The 16448-nt window shown below is 68.6% G+C and carries 18 protein-coding genes; 5 read left to right on the forward strand and 13 right to left on the reverse strand.

Annotated elements, in window-relative coordinates:
• Positions 1 to 238: 238 nt before the first annotated feature.
• Positions 239 to 820, reverse strand: coding sequence for a DUF4395 domain-containing protein (locus tag C560_RS0120330; RefSeq protein WP_197026202.1), 582 nt, complete (start codon positions 818 to 820; stop codon positions 239 to 241).
• A 110-nt stretch (positions 821 to 930) separates the two neighbouring features.
• Positions 931 to 1947 carry an exonuclease domain-containing protein gene (locus C560_RS0120335; RefSeq protein ID WP_026266822.1) on the reverse strand — a complete coding sequence of 339 codons (1017 nt, stop codon included), beginning with the start codon at positions 1945 to 1947 and terminating at the stop codon, positions 931 to 933.
• A 101-nt stretch (positions 1948 to 2048) separates the two neighbouring features.
• Between C560_RS0120335 and C560_RS0120340 the strand changes: the two genes are divergently transcribed.
• Positions 2049 to 2816 carry a VTT domain-containing protein gene (locus C560_RS0120340; protein WP_018775736.1) on the forward strand — a complete coding sequence of 256 codons (768 nt, stop codon included), beginning with the start codon at positions 2049 to 2051 and terminating at the stop codon, positions 2814 to 2816.
• A gap of 114 nt (positions 2817 to 2930) precedes the next feature.
• Here C560_RS0120340 and rdgB read toward each other — a convergent pair whose 3' ends face one another.
• From rdgB to murI, 4 genes are read right to left on the reverse strand one after another with little or no spacing between them, the layout of a single operon-like run.
• Positions 2931 to 3608 (reverse strand): RdgB/HAM1 family non-canonical purine NTP pyrophosphatase, encoded by a 678-nt coding sequence (gene rdgB / locus C560_RS0120345; protein WP_026539600.1) that lies wholly within the window; start codon positions 3606 to 3608, stop codon positions 2931 to 2933.
• Positions 3605 to 4363 carry a ribonuclease PH gene (gene rph / locus C560_RS0120350; protein ID WP_026539601.1) on the reverse strand — a complete coding sequence of 253 codons (759 nt, stop codon included), beginning with the start codon at positions 4361 to 4363 and terminating at the stop codon, positions 3605 to 3607. Before rph ends, rdgB begins: the two co-directional genes overlap by 4 nt.
• Before the next feature lie 44 nt (positions 4364 to 4407).
• Positions 4408 to 5205, reverse strand: coding sequence for an MBL fold metallo-hydrolase (locus C560_RS0120355; RefSeq protein WP_018775733.1), 798 nt, complete (start codon positions 5203 to 5205; stop codon positions 4408 to 4410).
• Positions 5202 to 6218, reverse strand: coding sequence for a glutamate racemase (gene murI, locus C560_RS0120360; protein ID WP_026539602.1), 1017 nt, complete (start codon positions 6216 to 6218; stop codon positions 5202 to 5204). Before murI ends, C560_RS0120355 begins: the two co-directional genes overlap by 4 nt.
• A 200-nt stretch (positions 6219 to 6418) precedes the next feature.
• On the opposite strand from murI, the gene C560_RS22500 reads away from it, so the two are divergent.
• Complete coding sequence (locus tag C560_RS22500; protein ID WP_043423522.1) at positions 6419 to 7213, forward strand: EAL domain-containing protein; 795 nt, start codon at positions 6419 to 6421, stop codon at positions 7211 to 7213.
• On the opposite strand, the gene C560_RS0120370 is transcribed toward C560_RS22500, so the two are convergent.
• Together C560_RS0120370 and clpS are read right to left on the reverse strand one after the other, a co-directional pair.
• Complete coding sequence (locus tag C560_RS0120370) at positions 7210 to 7779, reverse strand: DUF2017 domain-containing protein (protein WP_026539603.1); 570 nt, start codon at positions 7777 to 7779, stop codon at positions 7210 to 7212. The genes C560_RS22500 and C560_RS0120370 overlap by 4 nt on opposite strands.
• Entirely contained in the window at positions 7772 to 8137 is a 366-nt protein-coding gene (gene clpS / locus C560_RS0120375) for an ATP-dependent Clp protease adapter ClpS (protein ID WP_018775730.1), read from the reverse strand. The genes C560_RS0120370 and clpS overlap by 8 nt, the downstream gene beginning before the upstream one ends.
• Positions 8138 to 8174: 37 nt before the next feature.
• Here clpS and C560_RS0120380 point away from each other — a divergent pair, with 37 nt between their 5' ends.
• The 3 genes from C560_RS0120380 (at position 8175) to C560_RS0120390 (ending at position 10610) form a co-directional block, all read left to right on the forward strand.
• Positions 8175 to 9503: a nicotinate phosphoribosyltransferase gene (locus C560_RS0120380; RefSeq protein ID WP_026539604.1), complete on the forward strand. Its 1329-nt coding sequence runs from the start codon at positions 8175 to 8177 to the stop codon at positions 9501 to 9503.
• Positions 9504 to 10187, forward strand: coding sequence for an isochorismatase family protein (locus tag C560_RS0120385; RefSeq protein ID WP_026539605.1), 684 nt, complete (start codon positions 9504 to 9506; stop codon positions 10185 to 10187).
• Between the two features lie 75 nt (positions 10188 to 10262).
• Positions 10263 to 10610: a hypothetical protein gene (locus C560_RS0120390; RefSeq protein ID WP_026539606.1), complete on the forward strand. Its 348-nt coding sequence runs from the start codon at positions 10263 to 10265 to the stop codon at positions 10608 to 10610.
• 126 nt (positions 10611 to 10736) lie between these two features.
• Here C560_RS0120390 and C560_RS0120395 read toward each other — a convergent pair whose 3' ends face one another.
• The 5 genes from C560_RS0120395 to C560_RS0120415 form a co-directional block, all read right to left on the reverse strand.
• Positions 10737 to 12533: a DEAD/DEAH box helicase gene (locus C560_RS0120395; protein WP_026539607.1), complete on the reverse strand. Its 1797-nt coding sequence runs from the start codon at positions 12531 to 12533 to the stop codon at positions 10737 to 10739.
• 227 nt (positions 12534 to 12760) lie between these two features.
• Positions 12761 to 13078: a DUF3039 domain-containing protein gene (locus C560_RS0120400; RefSeq protein WP_370122952.1), complete on the reverse strand. Its 318-nt coding sequence runs from the start codon at positions 13076 to 13078 to the stop codon at positions 12761 to 12763.
• A 60-nt stretch (positions 13079 to 13138) separates the two neighbouring features.
• On the reverse strand, positions 13139 to 13921 hold the full coding sequence (nagB, locus tag C560_RS0120405; RefSeq protein ID WP_026539608.1) for a glucosamine-6-phosphate deaminase: 783 nt from the start codon (positions 13919 to 13921) through the stop codon (positions 13139 to 13141).
• Between the two features lie 59 nt (positions 13922 to 13980).
• Positions 13981 to 15552 (reverse strand): hypothetical protein, encoded by a 1572-nt coding sequence (locus tag C560_RS0120410; protein ID WP_026539609.1) that lies wholly within the window; start codon positions 15550 to 15552, stop codon positions 13981 to 13983.
• Positions 15534 to 16349 (reverse strand): ABC transporter ATP-binding protein, encoded by an 816-nt coding sequence (locus C560_RS0120415; RefSeq protein ID WP_026539610.1) that lies wholly within the window; start codon positions 16347 to 16349, stop codon positions 15534 to 15536. The genes C560_RS0120410 and C560_RS0120415 overlap by 19 nt, the downstream gene beginning before the upstream one ends.
• Between the last annotated feature and the right edge of the window lie 99 nt (positions 16350 to 16448).

Below are 16448 nucleotides of genomic sequence, written 5' to 3' on the forward strand. Positions count from 1 at the left end.
TGGACATATTGCCACTATGTCCACCCGTCAGAGCCTCCCAAGGACATGTCCGTCCCGCCCTGCAGCGAACCCCAGGGCATGCGCGGTCTTCCTCGCTGCGAAGGGGACATGTCCATCCCCGGCTGCGGCATCCTCAGGACATGTCCGTCACCGGCGCACAGCTTCGGCGGAACCCAGGCGCTCCGAACCCAGGCGCTCCGGACCCCACACGCTCCCCGGATCCTAAGCTCGCCGGATCCTAGGCGCCGCGGAGCGAGATGTTGTTGCAGGCTTCGCAGACGTCGGCGGGGATGAGCCCGCGGCGCTGCAGCAAGCCGAAGATGGTGCAGCCGAGGCAGAACCCGGCGAACGCTTCAAGGGACGCGGCGGCTATCAGCACGGCGAGCAGCACCCACGCCGCGGGAGCGAGGCCGGCAGCCAGCAGCACCGCAGCCGCCGTCGACATAGCGGCGCCGATGCCTTGGGCGAACCGCTTGGGCGGACCGGGAACGAGGCGGGTCCGCCCGAGACGGGGCGTCAGGACCTTGACCGATAGCTGGGCCAGGGGCGAGATCCGGGGGCCAAACAGCACGCGCAGCCAGAACCCGGCCGCGATGAGGGCGAGCCCCCAGCCGAAACCGGTCAGCAGGGTCACGGCGGACAGCGCCACCACCAGGGCCGCGGTGGTGCGGGCGGCGTACTCGTTCACCGGGTTCGGAAACGCGAACACCCGCCGCCAGTCGATGCCGCGCGTCGACGGCGCTGAGTCCGACGGCGTTAACGCAGCCGGCGATGACGCAGCCGGCGCTATGGAGGCCTGTGCATCCGTGGGCTTGCTCATCCGCCAAGGCTATGGGCGGGCGCGGCGTGGGGGGAATGATTGTTGCGCCGTGTGACTGCCGCTTCAGGCAGGCCCAGGTCAGGCAGCACCAGGGTCAGGCAGGACCAGGGTCAGGCAGGTGCGGCGGCAAGGTGTCCGCCGACCATCTGCAGGAATTCGCCCTCGGACAGGACCTCGATGCGTTGCCCGCGTTCGTGCAGTTCCAGGACGCGGCGCGCCTTGCCGGTCAGCCGGCCGGAGCGCAGGTCCGCGGCCACAAACCCGTCGCCCACCACCAGGACCGTGGTACGGGCCGTGACCCGGCTTTCAGGCCTGGCGCCAAGCTCTGCGGAGCGGGCCTTGGCTTCGGGGCGGGGAATTGCCAGTTCGCCGGTGAACACGACGGTCTGGCCGAACAGCGGGTGGTCGGGGCTGGCGGCGGCGTTGGGGGCCGGGTTGGGGCCTTCCTCCGGCCACCCGGCCACGAACCGACGGCCCGGGGGCGAGCCGGCGGTTCCCCCCGCGAGCGCCTCCATCGCGGCCAGGGTGGCCTTGGACAGCGGGTCGCGCCGGGGGTCGAACGCCGGCTGGTGCGACACGGCCAGGCCGAGGGACAGGTAGAGCTCCGCGATGCTTGCTGCCCCGTTGCGGGCGGCGATGTCGATCAGGATGCCGGCACAGGCGCGGGCGTCCTCCGCGGCATCGTGGTGGTTGAGCAGCGGGACGCCGGCCTCCTCGGCGGCGTAGGGCAGCGAATTGGACACCAGGGAGTAGCAGCGCCGGGACAACATCACCGTGCAGACGTAGTCGTAGGCGGGTCCGGACAGCCCGGACACCTCCAGGCCGGAGCGGATCACGCCCAGATCGAACGCTGCATTGTGCGCCGCCAGCACGTCGCCGCCGATGAACGCGCCGATCTCCGGGAACAGCTCCCCGAACCGGGGCAGTCCCGCCACCTGGTCCGGCCTGATGCCGTGGATCCGCACGTTGTGGTGGTCGAAGGTGTCATGGTTTTCCGGCGGCCGCATGAGCCAGGAGGCTTCCTCGACGACGACGCCGCCCCGGACCTTGCTCAGGCCGACAGCGCACGGCGAACCGCGAAAGCCGTTCGCAGTCTCAAAGTCGATCGCCGTAAAGTCCAAAGCCACGGCCCAACTTTACCGTCCGCGGGCGGCACCCCCGCACCGGACCGGCCCGCCGGGGCCGGCCGGCGGCCGTCAAGTACCCTTAACGGGTGAACGTACTAGCAATGAGCGACCTCGCCGTGTCCGCCCTTGGCGGCGCCGGCCCCGTCCAGCCGCAGATGGCCTCCTTCCTGCCCGACTGGCTCAACCCGCAGGTTTTCCTGGCGAATCCCGCGTTCGCGCCGTGGGTGGTCCTGCTGATCTGCGGCATCATCTTTGCCGAGACCGGGCTGCTGATCGGCTTCTTCCTGCCCGGCGACTCCATGCTGTTCACGGCCGGTCTGCTCGTGGCCACCGGCACCATCCAGGTCAACATTTGGGTCCTGACCGCGCTCATCATCGTCGCCGCGATCATCGGCAACCAGGTGGGCTACCTGATCGGGTCCAAGGCCGGACCTGCCCTGTTCAACAAGCCCGATTCCAAGCTGTTCAAGCGTGAGAACGTGGAAAGCGCGCATGCATTCTTCGAAAAGCACGGCGGCAAGGCCCTGATCCTGGCCCGGTTCGTTCCGATTATCCGCACCTTCGTCCCGGTAATCGTGGGCGTCGCGCAGATGAGCAAGCGGAAGTTCTTCACCTACAACGTCATCGGCGCGGTGCTGTGGGGCGGCGGCGTCACGCTCCTCGGCTACCTGCTCGGGGACAAGGTCCCGTGGGTCAAGGACAACCTGGACATCATCTTCATCGCCATCGTGCTGGTCTCCGTGATCCCGATCGGCATCGAGGTGGTCCGCGGCATGATCGCCAAGCGCCAGGCTGAGAAGTACGGCACCGGCGTCGTGGACGAATTTATCGAGGAGCACGAGCCGGAAGAAGAGCGCCGGACCCCGTAGCGCAGGCCCGCAGTAGACGCAGCAGTTAACTAAGGAAGGCGCCCCACCGTGTGGGGCGCCTTCCTTCGTCCTGCCCGGCCTGGCCGGTGTGTCCGCCCGGCCGGCGTGGGCCGGCTACTTCGCGGCCAGGGCCTCGACGATGGCCGGCAGGAGCGCCCGGAACGCATGGCCCCGGTGGCTGATGGCGTTCTTTTCCTCGGAGCTGAGCTCAGCGCAGCTGCGGTCCAGTCCGCTCGGCTGCAGGACGGGGTCATAGCCAAAGCCGCCCTCCCCGCGCGGCTCCCGCAGGAGTGTCCCCTCCAGCTGCCCGTATTCCACGACCTCCCGGCCGCCGTCGGGCGAGGACCCGGGCACTGCCAGCGCCGCGGCGCAGACGAATGCGGCCCCGCGGTACTCCTCCGGCACGTCGGCCAGCTGGGCGAGCAGCAGCTGCAGGTTCGCGGCGTCGTCGCCGTGCCGGCCGGACCAGCGCGCCGAGAAAATCCCGGGCGCGCCACCGAGGACGTCCACGGCAAGTCCGGAGTCGTCGGCGATCGCCACAAGGCCCGTGGCCTGTGCCACCGCCCGGGCCTTGAGCAGCGAATTTTCGGCGAAGGTCACGCCGGTCTCGGCGACGTCGGGGGCGCCGACGGCGCCGGCATCCACCACCTGCGTGTCGACGTCGAGCCCGGGAACCTGGCCGCGCAGCAGCTCACGGAGTTCCCGGAGCTTGCCTTGGTTGTGCGTGGCGAGGACGAGCCGCGGGCCCGGGCTGTCGGCTTCCCGCTGGCCTGCGAGGGGCGCCTCCGTCACGGGGCCTCCGCCAGGGTGTCGCGCTGGATCGCGGCGAGCTGCTCCGTGCCCAGCAGCGCCAGGTCCAGCAGCTTGTTCAGCTCGTCGCGGTCAAAGGGTGCGCCCTCGGCGGTGCCCTGGACTTCCACGAACTTGCCGGAGCCGGTCACCACGACGTTCATGTCGGTCTCGGCGCGCACGTCTTCGACGTAGGGCAGGTCGAGCATCGGGACGCCGTCGATGATGCCGACGGACACCGCGGCGATCGTATCGACCAGGGGCTGGGCGTTGCGGGCGATCATCTTCTTCTCGCGGGCGAACCGGATGGCGTCGGCCAGTGCCACGTAGGCGCCGGTGATCGCCGCGGTGCGCGTGCCGCCGTCGGCCTGCAGGACATCGCAGTCCAGCACGATCGTGATCTCGCCGAGGGCCTTGGTGTCGATGATGGAGCGCAGCGAGCGGCCGATCAGCCGGGAGATCTCGTGGGTGCGGCCGCCGATTTTGCCCTTGACCGACTCGCGGTCGGACCGGGTGTTCGTGGCCCGGGGCAGCATGGCGTACTCGGCCGTGACCCAGCCGCGGCCCTCGCCCTTGAGCCAGCGCGGCACGCCTTCGGTCAGGGAGGCCGTGCACAGGACCCGGGTGTTGCCGAACTCGATCAGGGCCGACCCCTCGGCCTGCTTGGACCAGCCGCGCGTGATGCTGATCGGGCGCAGCTGGTCGGGGGTACGGCCGTCGGCGCGGATGACGGGGACACTGGGAGCTTGGGAAGTCATGCCTTTAGCTTATCGACTCACCCGGTCCCGCCCGGGCAGTTCAGCTAGACGGTGTAGTGCACACCCGCTACGGCGACGGCCACGTCCTTGCCGAAGATCTCCTTGGCCTCGGCCATGACGGTGGTCGGCGACGTCCAGACCGGAATGTGCGTCAGCAGCAGCCGGCGCGCGCCGGCGGCGACGGCGGCCTCCCCCGCCCGTTTGCCCGTCAGGTGCACGTCCTTGATCGCGTCGTCGCGGCCTTCCTCGAACGCCGCCTCGCACAGGAAGAGGTCGGCGTCCCGCGCGGCGTCCTCCAGGCCCGCGCAGGAGTCCGTGTCCCCGGAGTAGCTCAGGATGCGGGTCACGGGCGTGCCGTCCTTCGCAGGCTCGGTGACCTCCACGCGGAGGGCGTAGGCCTCCTCGACGGGATGGTTCACCGCGTAGGGCGTCACCGTGAACGGGCCGACGCTGACCGGCTTGCGCTCGGACCAGTTGCCGAAGTCGAATTCCTCGTGCATGCCCGGGTCCAGGTCCAGCCCGTAGGCCGTGGCCATCCGGTCGGCCGTCGCGGCGGGCCCCCACACCGGAATCCTGCCCCGCCCCCAGCCGCCCGGCTTCCAGCGCACGGCAACATGGAGCCCGCACAGGTCCATGCAGTGGTCCGGGTGCAGGTGGGTGAGGAAGATCGCGTCTATGTCCTCCAGGTCCGTGTAGCGCTGGATGGCGCCGAGCGCCCCGCTGCCGAGGTCCAGGACGATCTTCCAGTTCCGCTCGCCGTCGTTGGCGGTCAGCAGATAGCACGACGCCGGCGAGCCCGGCCCCGGGAAGGAGCCGGTACAGCCCACGATGGTCAGCTTCACAGCAGTGGTCCCCCGCCCGCGGATCCGCCCACGAAGTTCGAGGTCCGCGGCCGGCCCGCGCCGGCCCGGGCGGCGGCGATCATCTCCGGGGTGATCCGGGCGAGGCTGCCGGTGGGGTACTGTGCCGCGACGTGGTCCACGTGGCGGACGCTGAGGACCTCGGGGCCCAGGAAGCGCCGGGCGAGGTGCTCAAACTGGGCGGCGTCGCCGGTGGCGATGAAATTGTGCTCCGGCGCCGCGGCGTCCGTGCGCTCCAGGCCCCGGGAGGCCAAGGCACGGTAGACGTCCTTGGCCGTCTCCTCGGCGCTGGAAACCAGCGTGACGTCCTCGCCCATGACGAAGGAGATCACGCCGGTGAGCAGCGGGTAGTGGGTGCAGCCGAGCACCACGGTGTCCACCCCGGCGGCAATGAGCGGTGCCAGGTAGTCCCGCGCGACGGCGAGCAGTTCCGGTCCGGTGGTGATCCCGGCCTCCACGTACGGTACGAACGCGGGGCAGGCGACGGACGTGATCTCCAGGTCCGGGGCCGCGGCGAAGGTGTCATCGTAGGCGCGCGAGCCCACCGTGGCCGAGGTCCCGATCACGCCCACCCGGCCCGTCCGGGTTGCCGCGACGGCACGCCGCACGGCCGGCTGGATCACCTCGATCACGGGGATCCCGTACCGGGCTGTGTACCGTTCGCGGGCATCGCGCAACACGGCGGCGGACGCGGAGTTGCAGGCAATGGTCAGCAGCTTCACGCCGGAATCCACGAGCTCGTCCATGACGCCGAGGGCGTTGGCCCGGACTTCGGCGATGGGAAGGGGCCCGTAGGGGCCGTGCGCAGTGTCACCGACATACAGGATGGATTCGTTGGGCAGCTGGTCGATGATCGACCTGGCCACCGTGAGGCCGCCGACGCCGGAGTCGAAGACGCCGATGGGGCGCGACGCCAGCTCTGCATTTCCGGCGCCGCCCGCTGCGGTCTCCGCCGCAGCTGGCGCTGCCGGATCCGTATTTGATGCTGAAGTCATGATTATTCGAGGATAGGGCTTCACTACACGCGCGGCCATTACATTGTGTCCTGCAACTCGTGTCTGATGGGTCACACTGGTTTCCCGCCGGATGGGCAACGCGTGGAAGAATCCTGCTCATCGGTGGAGCCTGCCGCTGTCCCCGCCCTGTATGCTATGGGCGCCGTCGAGATGGCGGCGGCGACCGTCGTGCCCCCACGATGGAAGAAACAGCGAAAGGACCGCATGTGACATGCGACGGCTGCACGACATCGTCAAAGCTCGACTTCGATTTCAGCATGGCCTTCCAACCGATCTATGACGCCGTTGCTGGTCGCGTATGGGGCTACGAGGCACTGGTCAGAGGCTTGTCGGGCGAGGGGGCCTTTCAGGTCTTGTCCAGAGTCGCACCTGAGCAAAAGTACCGTTTCGACCAGGACTGCCGCGTCAAGGCTATCGAGCTGGCGTCGCGGCTGTTTCCTGCCGATGAGGATTTGGTTCTTTCCATCAACTTCATGCCGAACGCGGTCTACGAACCGGCTGCGTGCCTTCGTGCGACGCTGCTTGCAGCCAAGCGCTGCAGCTTTCCGACGTCATCGATCATGTTCGAGTTCACGGAGAACGAGGAGGTCTCCGACGCCGCCCACCTCACGAACATCATCACCGAATACCGCAAGCATGGTTTCACAACCGCCATCGACGACTTTGGTGCCGGCCATGCAGGGCTGGGTCTCCTGGTCGATTTCCAGCCAGACCTGATCAAGATCGACATGAAGCTCATCCGAGGAATCGACACCAGCCCGGCCCGCCAGGCTGTCGTTGCTGGCATCGTAGGCATCGCCAAGGAGCTCGACATCACGGTGCTGGCAGAGGGCATCGAGACGGAGGCGGAGTTCCGGATTCTGCAGGAAGCCGGCATCCGCTTGTTTCAGGGGTATTGGTTCGCAAAGCCGGCATACGAGGCGCTTCCACAGATACAGTCCGTGCCTGTTTCTGACGCCACCGCCGTCGCTTAGCGGCCCTTCGCATCGAGCAAGTGCACCATGGCCTGGACCAGCGACTCCTGCAGCCACGTGGTGAAGTTGTACACCAGGGCCAGGTAGCTTTCCACGTCCTCGGCCTGGGCCCAGTCCTGCATGAGGTGGACGTTGTCGGCGTCGGCGTCGTCACGGATGTCCAGGCGTTCGGCCAGCACCAGCCGGACATCGTTGAGCGCGGTGGCCCAGTGCCGGGCGTCGTCCGGGGTCAGGACGAGGTTCTCCCGGTCCAGGCTCAGGGCGGCCGCCTTCAGCGCGCCGATCTTGCTTTCGCGCAGCGAGCGCTCGGTGTACCGGCGGAACTCGAGGGAGGCGTCGTCGTCGTTCTTCATCACGTTCGGCAACAGCCGCCGCATGGCGCGGTCCGACGGCTCGCGGGCTTCAGTGTCCAGGCCCACCAGGGCCGCCAGCGGGTCCTCGTTGGCGCGCTGCTCCGGTTCCAGCATGGAGATGACGTCGTCGAAAAGGCTGCGCAGCAGTTCCCGCTCGGCCGGCTCCAGATAGCCTTTGATGCCCTTGAGCCCGTACTTGAATGCCTTAGCCACGTTTTCCCTTGCCTTTGCCGGAACCGCCCGCGTTGCCGCCCGTGGCTTTTTCCACGGTCGCCCAGAGGCCGTAGCCATGCATGGCGACGGCGTGCTGCTCCACCTGTTCCTTGCTGCCGTGCGCCACGATCGAGCGGCCCTTCTTGTGGACCTCCATCATGAGCTTGTTGGCCTTGGCCTCCGAGTAGCCGAAATAGCTGCGGAACACATAGCTCACGTAGCTCATCAGGTTCACGGGATCGTTCCAGATCACGAGGTTCCAGGGGACGTCCGGGGCGGTCAAGACGTCGCCGGACGTCACTGTTCCGGTCTGGGTGCTCTCCCGTGTGTCGGGGCCGAGCGCAACGCTGAGGGTCATCTGTCCATTCTATGGGGATGCACACTAGAGTGAATTTGTGAGTACCTCCGCCGGCTGGGACCGTCCCCGCACGTCCCTGTACACCGACCATTACGAGCTGACCATGCTGCAGGGTGCCCTGCAGTCCGGCGCAGCCCACCGCAAATCGGTCTTCGAGGCCTTCGCGCGGCGGCTCCCGGACGGGCGCCGCTACGGGATCGTGGCGGGCACCGGCCGCCTGCTGGAGGGGATCGCGAACTTCCGCTTCGGCGAGCCGGAACTGGACTTCCTGCGCCGGACCAAAGTGGTCAACGACGAGACGCTGGAGTACCTGGCCGGCTACAGCTTTTCCGGCGACATCTGGGGCTATCCGGAGGGTGAGGCGTACTTCCCGAACTCCCCCGTGCTGATCGTGGAGGCCACCTTCGCCGAGGCCTGCATCCTGGAGACCTACCTGCTCTCAGTGCTCAACCACGACTGCGCCATCGCCTCGGCCGCCTCCCGGATGATCTCCGCGGCCGGAACCCGCCCGTGCATCGAGATGGGATCGCGAAGGACGCACGAGGAATCGGCGGCCGCAGCCGCCCGGGCCGCGGTCATCGCAGGGTTCGACAGCACCTCGAACCTGGAGGCCGGATTGCGCTACGGGCTGAAGACCGTGGGCACGGCCGCCCATTCCTTCACCCTCCTCCATGACACCGAGCGGGAAGCCTTCGAGGCGCAGATTGCCGCCTTTGGGCCGGACACGTCCCTGCTGGTGGACACCTACGACGTCGAAACGGCCGTCCGCACCGCCGTCGACCTCGCCGGCGACAAGCTGGGCGCGGTCCGGCTGGACTCGGGCGACCTCGTGGCCCAGGCCCAGTGGGTGCGTCAGCTGCTTGACGAACTCGGCAACGACCACACCAAGATCGTGGTGACTTCAGACCTCGACGAATTTGCGATCGCGGCCCTGGCCTCCGCGCCGGTGGACTCCTACGGCGTGGGCACCTCGCTCGTGACCGGTTCCGGGGCCCCGACGGCGAGCATGGTCTACAAGCTCGTCAGCCGCACTGACGACGCCGGCGATTTCATCTCCGTCGCCAAGGCCGCCAAGAACAAAGCCAGCAAGGGCGGCCGGAAGTACGCGCTGCGCAAGCTCAACGAGCGCGGGACCGCCACGGCGGAAATCGTCGGCGTCGGCCATCACCCGGAGGACGACGGCAACGACCGTCCGTTGCTGCAGCAGTTCGTTAAGAACGGCGAGCTTCTGCCCGGGTGGACCGGGCCCGAGGGGGTCCAGCGCGCCCGCCGCCGCCACGCGGAGACCATGCGGGAGCTTCCCGCGGTGGTCAACCGGCTCCAGCGCGGCGAGGCGGCCATCCCCACCATCTACGAGGAGGACTGAATGTCCCGCGCCCTGATCATTGTTGACGTCCAGAACGATTTCTGTGAAGGGGGTGCCCTGGCCGTCCCCGGCGGGGCAAGCCTGGCCGGGGAAATCAGCGAGTACGTAGACGCCCACCACGGCCAGTTCGACCACGTCGTGGCCACCCAGGACTGGCACATCGATCCGGGCGCGCACTTCTCGGAGGAACCCGATCTCGTGGACAGCTGGCCGCGGCATTGCGTGGCGGGCACCCGCGGGGCCGAACTGCATCCCGATCTCGATCCCGAACACATCCAGGCGTACTTCCGCAAGGGACAGTTCGCCGCGGCCTACTCCGGCTTCGAAGGGCTCCTGGCCCCCGAGGACGACGTCCCCACCGGTGACCGCCAGCCCGGCGCCATGCCCGTTACCGGCGCCGAAGGCGCCGGCGCCGAAGACGCCGAAGACGCCGTGGGTTCCTTCGCCGGTGATTTCGCAGTCAGCGACGATGCGATCGGACTGGACGACTGGCTGCAGAGCCACGATGTCGAGGACATCGTGGTGGTGGGCATCGCCACGGACTACTGCGTCAAGGCGACCGCCCTGGATGCCGTCCAGGCCGGCTACTCCGTCACGGTGCTGCGCGGATTGACGGTCGGCATTGCCGAAGACCTGGACGACGCCGTGGCCGAGATGGAGCTCGGCGGCGTCGATGTCCTCTGAGCCAGTAGACTCGAAATCCTTGCCCTATCGCCAGTCTTGCCATATTGACAGTCCCGTAGAACCCCGGAGTACACCATGAAGAAGACCCTGACCGTCCTGATTGCCGCTGGAGCGTTGCTCGGCGCGGCCGGCTGCTCGGCAACGCCGCAGCTGACCAACGAGGAAACCTGCGCCCGGGTCAAGACCGTGGTCTCGGCCCAGTCGGCCACCTCGGACAAAGCCGGCATGACCAGGGTCGCCAACCAGCTGCGGCCCATCAAGGCGGCGGCCTCCGAGGACCTGCAGGCTCCGCTGCAGACCATCATCGAATACTTCGACGAGTCGGCCAAGCCCTCCCCGGACACCGCCAAGCTCGAGGACATGAAGGCCGACTACACCGCGGCAGGGCAGACCTACGGCCAGGTCTGCGGCGCCGGCCAGTAGCCGAAGCAAAATTCACAGCAGAGTAAACAGCAGAGGGACCGGTTCACAGTGAACTGGTCCCTCTGTTTGTTGCCCTGCGACAAGTGGCCTTTGCTCATGGACCCCTGCCCATAACCCTGCGCGGGGCTACTTCCGGCCGATGAACCAGTCCTGGAGCTTGCGCAGACGTGTCTGCAGCTGTTCCTCGTTGGCCTGTGCGACGGCCGGGCCGCCGCAGACGGTCCGGAGCTTGGTGTGGATGACGCCGTGCGGGGTCCCGGTGCGGGCCGACCAGGCCGCGACGTTCTTGGCCAGCTCGGTGCGCAGGTCCATGAGCATCCGGTGGTCCGGGACGGCCGGGGCAGCCGCCGCGGCGGCACTGGAGGCATCAGCCTGCGGGGAGCGCCTGTTCTTCCGGTTCAGCTGCTCGTGCTGGCGCTGGCGCAGCAGCGTGCCGACCTGTTCGGCGTCCAGCAGGCCGGGGATGCCGAGGAAGTCGAGCTCGTCCTCCGAGCCCACCTCGCCGCCGGTGCCGAACTCGCCGCCGTCGAAGAGCACCCGGTCGAAGGACGCCTGGGAGTCGAGGGCCTCGAACTTGCCCTTCATCAGGGAGTCGGAGGCCTTCTCCTCGCGGTTCGCCTCGTCCATGAGCGAATCCTCTGGATTGAAGAGGCCGTCGCTGCCTTCCTTCTCCGGGCGGTCCAGCGCGTGGTCGCGCTCGGCCTCCATCGAGTTGGCCAGCGCCATCAGCTGCGGCACCGAGGGCAGGAAGACCGACGCCGTCTCGCCGCGCTTGCGGGCACGCACGAAGCGCCCCACGGCCTGGGCGAAGAACAGCGGAGTGGAGGTCGAGGTGGCGTAGACGCCGACAGACAGCCGGGGAACGTCCACGCCTTCGGAAACCATCCGGACGGCCACCATCCAGCGCTTCTCGCTGGCGGTGAATTCCTCGATCTTGCTGGAGGCCTTCGCGTCGTCGGAGAGGATGACTGTGGGCGATTCGCCGGTGATCTTCTTCAGCTGGCCGGCGTACGCGCGGGCGTCCTCGTGGTCGGTGGCAATGACCAGGCCGCCGGCATCCGGAACGCTGCGCCGGACCTCGCTGAGACGTTTGTCCGCGCCGGCCAGGACCGCGGGGATCCATTCGCCGGCCGGGTTCAGCGCGGTGCGCCAGGCCTGGGAGGTGATGTCCTTCGTGACGGCCGACTCCCCGAGCGAGGCGGCCATCTCGTCCCCCGCGCTCGTGCGCCAGCGCATTTGGCCGGAGTACGCCATGAACATCACCGGGCGGACCACGTGGTCGCGCAGCGCTTTGCCGTAGCCGTAGGTGTAGTCGGCCTTGGAACGCCGGATCCCGTCGCGGTCCTCGGCGTACTCCACGAACGGGATGGGCGAGGTATCCGAACGGAACGGGGTGCCCGTCAGGGAGAGCCGCCGGGCCGCCGGGTCGAACGCCTCACGAAGGCCGTCGCCCCAGGACAGGGCCTCGCCGCCGTGGTGGATTTCATCCAGGATCACCAGCGTGCGGGCGGCTTCGGTCTTGGCCCGGTGCAGCATGGGCTTGCTGGCCACCTGGGCGTAGGTCACGGCGACGCCGATGAACCCGCGGCCATGCTGGCCGTCGGCATTCTTGAAGTTCGGGTCGATCGCGATGCCCACCCGGGCAGCGGCGTCGGCCCACTGGCGCTTCAGGTGGTCGGTGGGCGCCACGATAGTTACGCGGTTGACCACGCCGGACTCGATGAGCATGGACGCCACGCGCAGGGCGAAGGTGGTCTTACCCGCGCCGGGGGTTGCGACCGCAAGGAAATCCTTGGGATGGGTGCTGAAGTAGCTGTCCAGCGCCTCCTGCTGCCAGGCGCGCAACTTGGGGGCGGTGCCCCAGGCGGCCCGCTCGGGATAGGCGGGGGGCAGCGTGGGTCCGCCGAAAAGTGTCTCCGTCATTAAGGCGCCCTCCATCCGCGCATGGCTGCAGCCGACGGAGAAACCCAATTAAGCACAAAAACACCAATCTTTTTCGGATGGACCCGGCGGAACCCCGCACCAGGCGGAACCCGGACAGCACGGACCGGCAATCAGGAAAGCAGAAAATCAGGGGCGCGACGGCGCGCCGCCATGGGGAAACGCCGTCCGTGGACGGCTAACGGAACCTGTTGTTCCGCCTATTGCCCTTACTTGTCGCCGGAGCCCTTGCCGCCGTCGTTTCCGGGGCGCAGGCCCTCGTAGACTTCCTTGCATTCGGGGCAGACGGGGAACTTCTGCGGGTCCCGGCCCGGAGTCCAGACCTTGCCGCAGAGCGCGATCACCGGTTCACCGGTCAGCGCCGATTCCATGATCTTTTCCTTGCGCACGTAGTGCGAGAAGCGTTCCCGGTCACCGGGCTCAACTTCCTGGCGCAGTTCCTCGCGCTCGATCGTGGCCGTTGACGTCCCGGCTCCGGAGAGCTCGCGCATCGGATCGTTTTCGAGAGGATCGGTCATGCTAGTCATGACACCCATCTTAGCCGTAGGAAGGGCGCCGCCGGACCTGCCGGGTGCCGGCGGCGGGGCCTAGAGGCCCTGCCAGGCGGGTTTGTGGTCGTAGCTGTGGCGGTAGTAATCCGCCAGCCGCAGCGACGACGCCGCCGCCTCGTCCAGGAGGATGGTGGCGTGCGGGTGCAGCTGCAGCACGGAGGCCGCACAAATGGCGGCGACGGGGCCTTCCGCGAGGTCCCGGACGGCCTGGGCTTTCTGCGCGCCGGTGGCAATCAGGATCACGTGGCGGGCATCCAGGATGGTGCCCAGGCCTTGGGTCAGGACGTGGTGCGGCACGTCGGCCAGGCTGCCGAAAAACCGTGCGTTGTCCCGGCGTGTCTGCTCGATCAGGGTCTTGATCCGCGTCCGGGACGCCAGCGACGAGCCTGGTTCGTTGAACCCGATGTGGCCGTCCGTTCCGACGCCGAGGAGCTGAAGGTCCACTCCCCCGGCGTCGCGGATGGCGTCTTCATAGGCCCGGCAGGCCGCCGGGATGTCCGGCGCGGCGCCGTCGGGCACGTGGACGTTGTCCGGGCTGATGTTCACCCGGGCGGTGAATTCGCGCGCGATCACCTCGCGGTAGGACTCCGGATGGCCGGCCGGCAGTCCCACGTACTCGTCCAGGGCGAAGGCGCGGACCCGGCTGAAATCCAGGCCGGCCCGCTCGTGCCGGGCCGCCAGTTCGGTGTAGACCGGCAGCGGCGTGGAACCGGTCGCCAGGCCCAGCACGGCGTCGGGCTTGCGGCGGAGAAGGGCCTCCACCGCATCGGCGGCAAGCGACGCGATCTGTTTGCTGCCGGGAAGGATGACAACTTCCATGATCCTGCCTTTGCTGGCCTGTCTGGTGTCCGAGTCTGCGCACTCCCAGCATGCACCCGTCAGCGGTTGACGGCCAGTTGTGCCAGCAGCTCCGGTGCCCGCCGGTCCAGCCAAGCTCCGCCGGTCCGGATGCCGACGGCGAAGAGTGCGAGGCCCAGCACGGGCCCGAGAACCAGAGTAATCCAGCCCGGCACGGGGCTGCCGGTGATGAACTGCGCGGCCACGAGCGCCGCCTCGGGCGCCACGAGGACCATGAGGACGGCCATGCCGCCGAACTGCACGGCGAGGGTCTGGGCCACGTTGCCCGGAGGCTTCTTGAACGGGCTGTCCCCCGGCAGCGGGACGCTCACGGTGTAGCGCGCCGAGATCACCGAGGCCAGGCCCAGGCCGGAGAAGAGGACGCCGAGGGAGAGGCCCAGGACCGCGGGCAGCTTGTCCCAGTCGCCGGTGAAGAAGAACGGACCGACGCTGAAGAGGACCACCACCGGCAGCGCGAAGCTCAGGCACGCCAGCGCCCGGCCGAGCCGGTCGTCGGCGCCGCGCACCCCCGTGGCCACGTGCAGGGCGAAGGCGGTGCTGTCATAGGAGACGTCCGTGGAGATCGACCAGGACAGGAGGAAGGCCGTCAGCGGCCCGACAAACTGGAACGGGCCGTAGAACCCGCTCTGGCTGCCTTGGAAGAGGAACAGCACCGGCAGGAGCGGAACGACCACGAGCGCGCCGGCGTAGCGGGGGTCGCGCAGCCAGTAGTACAGGGATCTCGCGGCGACGGCGGCGGCCGGTGTCGCCGGGAGCAGCCCGAACAGGCCCGTGCCGCCGGTCCGGCGCTTGGACGTCCCGGCGTAGGGCGGGGTCACGAGGGCGCGCTGCAGCAGGAGCTTCCACGCCAGGGCCAGGCCCGCGAGTGTGGCCACGGCGATGAGGAATTTCACGGCCGCGGCCGCGTAGCTGCCGGCAGCGAGCTCGCCGCCGAGGGAGAAGGCCGCCCCGGCCGGCGTCCAGGACAGGGCCCGGGCCAGGCCGGTCAGGAAACCGCCGGAATCGGCGATTCCCCTCGCAATGCCCGCCACGATGGGACCCGTGAGAACGAGCGGGATGAGGAAGGCGACGGCGCTGATGTCCTTGAAGCGCCGGGAGCTTGCCAGTCCGGCCGTGGCCGTGGTCACGACCTTGGAGAGCACGATGCAGCTCAGCACCCCCAGCACAGCACCGGCGAGGGCGCCGGCCGCGGCCGGCAGGCTGCGGGACCAGGTGCCCACCGTGGCGAGTGCAACGAGGGAGGTTGCGAGACCCGGGATGCCGATCAGGCCGCCGAGCGCCAGCCCGGCCAGCAGCTGCGGCATGGGCACGGCGAAGGTGGTGAACCGGGCAGGGTCCAGCGTCATGTCCGCGGCGGAGACCGCGACGGGAATGATGGCCCAGCCCAGCAGTGCCGTGGCGCCGCCGAGGACCACCACGGTCTGGGCGAGTTCAATCTCCACCCCGCGCAGGACGAACAGCCCGGCCACGCAAATACCCACGATTCCCAGGGCATACAGGGCGCCGATCCCGAGCCCCACCAGCTGCCACGGGCTGCGCCGGACGCTGTTGCGCAGCAGGGTCAGCTTGAGCCTCAGAAGGTGCGCAACCATTCGAGTCCCTCCGTGTGGTTCCGGCCGCCCACGAGCTGCACGAAGCGGTCCTCGAGGCTGGCGCCGGCGCGGACTTCCTCCACGGTGCCTGCGGCGAGGACCCGGCCGCCGGCGACGACGGCGACGTGGTCGCACATGCGCTGGACCAGGTCCATGACGTGGCTGGAGACGATGACCGTTCCGCCCGAGGCAACGTAGCGGTCCAGGATGTCGCGGATGTTCGCCGCTGAGATCGGATCCACCGATTCGAACGGCTCGTCCAGGACCAGGAGCCGCGGGGCGTGGATCAGCGCCGAGGCCAGCGCGATTTTCTTGGTCATGCCGGCGGAATAGTCCACCACCAGCGTGCCGGCGTCACTGTCCAGGTCCAGCGCCGCGAGCAGCTCCGCCACCCGGGACGCCACCATCTCCCGGTCCATTCCGCGCAGCAGGCCGGCATAGGTGACCAGCTGCTCGCCGCTGAGACGGTCGAACAGCCGGACGCCGTCGGGCAGGATCCCCATCAGCTTCTTGGCCTCCAGCGGATGCTGCCAGACGTCGACTCCGTGGATCAGCGCGGTGCCGAAGTCGGGGCGCAGCAGGCCGGTCGCCATGGACAAAGTGGTGGTCTTGCCGGCCCCGTTGGGCCCGACCACCCCGTAGAAGGAGCCGGCCGGAACGTCCAGGCTGATGCCGTCGACGGCGATTTTGTCGCCAAAGCGCTTGGCGAGGCCACGCAGGGACAGGGCAGGAACCGGTGGCGAAGACGGGCCGGGCGGGGCTGGCTGTCCCGGCTGGCCAGGGGGTTGGAATGTCATGACGCCAGACTAACCGCCCGGCGGCGCGAAAAGGATCGTCCGCAAGGCGTAGGTTTTCATGCCCGGGAACCGGCCGCTGCTTTTGGAATGAACGCCGGT

Origin of the sequence: Arthrobacter sp. 9MFCol3.1, assembly GCF_000620385.1 — a bacterium.
In the GTDB taxonomy this organism is placed as follows: Bacteria; Actinomycetota; Actinomycetes; order Actinomycetales; family Micrococcaceae; genus Arthrobacter.